This window comes from Paraburkholderia sp. Ac-20347, assembly GCF_017104805.1.
Taxonomy (GTDB): domain Bacteria; phylum Pseudomonadota; class Gammaproteobacteria; order Burkholderiales; family Burkholderiaceae; genus Paraburkholderia; species Paraburkholderia tropica.
In genome coordinates this window covers 1-2,582 of record NZ_JAAGPN010000508.1, presented here as the reverse complement: position 1 = coordinate 2,582, position 2,582 = coordinate 1, and the positions used below count along the sequence as shown (strand labels likewise).

Genomic DNA, 2,582 nt, shown 5'->3' with positions numbered 1-2,582 from the left:
CGGAGCTTGTCCATCAACATGTTCAGCTGCCGTAACGCCTCGCCATGCGAAGGGTTGATCTGGAGACACTGCACATACGCCTGCGCAGCGCCATCGTGGCCGCCGAGCTGATCGAGGACGCACGCGCGGTTGAACGCGGCGTCGTCGCTGTGCGGATTTAGTTCGAGGCAACGCATGTACCCGCGTGCGGCTTCTTCAAGTCTGCCAGCGTGTTCGAGCAGTACTGCGCGGTTGTAATGCAGTAGTTCCACTTCGTTGAAATGCTTGAGGGCCTGTTCGAAGACGATCAGCGCATCAGAGCAGCGATCATCGCTGCGCGAGAGCATGGCCCCAAGGTTGTTGTACGCGTGATAGTGCGGCATCGGTGATAGTTCGATTGCCTGGCGATACGCGTGTTCCGCCGCAGCGGGGTCACGTTCTTGCAGTCGCTCGGCCTTCGCGTACCGTTCTGCAGCCAGTCTTGCTCGTTGCTCGATCCGGGCAGGCGACGCTTCCAGCGCTGTCACAGTTTTTTTGTGACGTTGTCGCCGAAATCGAGTAGCAACTGGCCTGAATTGGCATCCCATTGTGTTTCGCCGCTCCTCACGGCGATGGTGTCGCCGGCTGCACTGATATGGAGTCCTGATAATGGGGTTTCGTCAGAAAGGCCCTTCTTCACGTTCGCGAGGGCGCGCAGGATTCTCCGTCGCGGAATCTCTGACGTGCGCAATTTAATGGCTGTGCGCAACACCACAATGTCCCGGAACGAGAACCGAAGTTCGTTCCTGTGGCCACGCACTGGGGCAACGAGTCCAGTCGTGATCAGGGTGGACAGGGTGCACCGTGACACGCCCAACATGGATTGGATCTCACGGGCTGTATACCCGTGGACCGCCGGGCGGCGTGTCACTTCCACGCTCGCCTGGCGGGTGCGGCCGCCGGCGCGGCTTCTGCGCGTTTGACGGTGCGCGCGCGCTTCGTTGCGGGAAGCTGGGCCACCTTTGCTGATTTTGCGGCTCTGCCCGACGCGGGCTTTGCCTTTCCAACGCGCGTGAGGCTGGCCCGCACAGCTTCCATGAGGTCGATGACCTGGCCGCCGGCGGGCGCACTTTCTTCGGCCGGCGCGACGATTTGCTGGCCTTCGATCTTTGCGTCGATCGCGGCGAGAACCCGTTTCTGTTCGACGTCCTCGTACTGCGCGGGATCGTGTGTGTCCGATTCCCCCTGCGCGATAATCTGTAGCGCCAGCTTCAGCTCCGCGTCAGACACTGGAACATGTTCGATGTTCAGGTCTTTGATTGACCGGACCTCCGCTCCCCACAAAAGCTGCTGGAATACGAGGCCGTCGTTTGTCGCGCGGATCTGGATCATGTACGTCTTGCCGTTGTTGTTCCAGCTGGCGAGAACAGACCGGCCGCTGGCCAGTAGAGTTCTCTGGAGAAGGCTGTACGGTTTGGCACCGCGCTTGTCGGGAGGAATGAAGTACGCCCTGTCGTAATAGATCGGATCGACCGCTTTGTCGGGTACGAAGGCGAGGATTTCAACGATGTGGCTTGGACTCTCCTCCAGCGCCTTCAGCTCGTCCGCCGTGAAAACGACGAATTTTCCTTTTTCGAATTCGTACCCCTTATTCATTTCGGAGCGCTCGACCTCCTTGCCCGTGCTCTTGGAGACGTACTGCTGCTCCACCCTGGAGCCGTCGGGCGCGAGCATGTTGAAGCGTACTGTAGCGGAACTCTCCGTCGCGCTATAGAGGCGAACGGGAATCGACGAGGCCGAAGCTCAACGAGAGCGAGGCGATGGGTCGGGCGGTGGCCATGGCCATTTCCTTGCGGAGCGTGGTGCTCTCTGAACGGCGCGGCTGGTGAGCGCTGCGCGCCGATAATCCAGATTAGCAGGTGCTGGGAAGACTTTCCTGATACCCATCCACAATGAGCAGAAAGCATGCCGTTACTGTCTAACCTACGTGCATGCGAAAATGCTGACGCGCCTTTTATTCTGAGGAATGACGATGTCCATCGACCCGACCGAAATCGAGCTGGCCAGCCTTCAGGCCGAGAAAAGCCAGTTGGTCTTTGAGCTGCGCGCGGCGCATCAGATCATCCGCAACGCCATGAGCGTCATGACGATCGACGAGCAGATTCGCTGGGCCGAGATGAACGCGCGCGATGGCGTAGACGGCGATGGCGCTACCCGGGCGACAGAGCGCGACGCGCTACTGGCACACCCGCGAATGGCGATCGGCTCGGCGTGAGCGCGAAGTTCAAGATCCTGCAATTGCGATCCACGCCAGTCATCGCATTTATTGCCGAAACAATGACAGATGTATTGCGAAGTACACGTCGTGCCGTAGTCCGGCAGCATGTGGCTTATTCTTCGTTCTCGAGCCAGACCCGAAGTCGTGCGATTTCAAATGCGCGCCGGCGCTCCGGGACACCTCTGCGGGTGAGCCACCGCTTCGAGGTTGATTGCCAGGCATCAATGTCGAACCATGTCCAGTCGCCGACCTGACGCCTGACTACCCGCGTGGTTTCCAGGCCCGGGGTCTCAGACTCGATGAGCAGGATGACCTTCGCCTTTGAGTTCGCGAAGCTGTCTTTCTG

4 protein-coding genes and 2 pseudogenes are annotated in these 2,582 nt (G+C 59.8%); 1 reads left to right on the top strand and 5 read right to left on the bottom strand.

What is annotated here, in order from left to right:
* The 4 genes and pseudogenes from G3N97_RS38135 to G3N97_RS38125 all read right to left on the bottom strand — a co-directional run.
* Positions 1-506 (bottom strand): tetratricopeptide repeat protein (locus G3N97_RS38135; RefSeq protein ID WP_205997901.1); only part of this gene is annotated, 506 nt, incomplete at its 3' end.
* Positions 503-730 (bottom strand): hypothetical protein, encoded by a 228-nt coding sequence (locus G3N97_RS38130; RefSeq protein ID WP_205997900.1) that lies wholly within the window; start codon positions 728-730, stop codon positions 503-505. The genes G3N97_RS38135 and G3N97_RS38130, both read right to left, overlap by 4 nt.
* Positions 731-754: 24 nt before the next feature.
* Positions 755-838, bottom strand: a pseudogene (locus tag G3N97_RS40270) (hypothetical protein); the annotation flags it as partial.
* Between the two features lie 47 nt (positions 839-885).
* Positions 886-1,798, bottom strand: a pseudogene (locus G3N97_RS38125) (Ku protein).
* Between the two features lie 192 nt (positions 1,799-1,990).
* Between G3N97_RS38125 and G3N97_RS38120 the strand changes: the two are divergent.
* Positions 1,991-2,233: a hypothetical protein gene (locus tag G3N97_RS38120; protein WP_205997899.1), complete on the top strand. Its 243-nt coding sequence runs from the start codon at positions 1,991-1,993 to the stop codon at positions 2,231-2,233.
* 115 nt (positions 2,234-2,348) lie between these two features.
* Here the strand turns inward: G3N97_RS38120 and G3N97_RS38115 are convergent.
* The coding region (locus tag G3N97_RS38115) for a hypothetical protein (RefSeq protein ID WP_205997898.1) at positions 2,349-2,582 on the bottom strand (234 nt) is incomplete at its 5' end.

What these genes read in the sequence shown, in the direction of transcription:
- G3N97_RS38120 (WP_205997899.1), top strand. Translation starts at nt 1,991, where the DNA reads ATGTCCATCGACCCGACCGAAATCGAGCTGGCCAGCCTTCAGGCCGAG.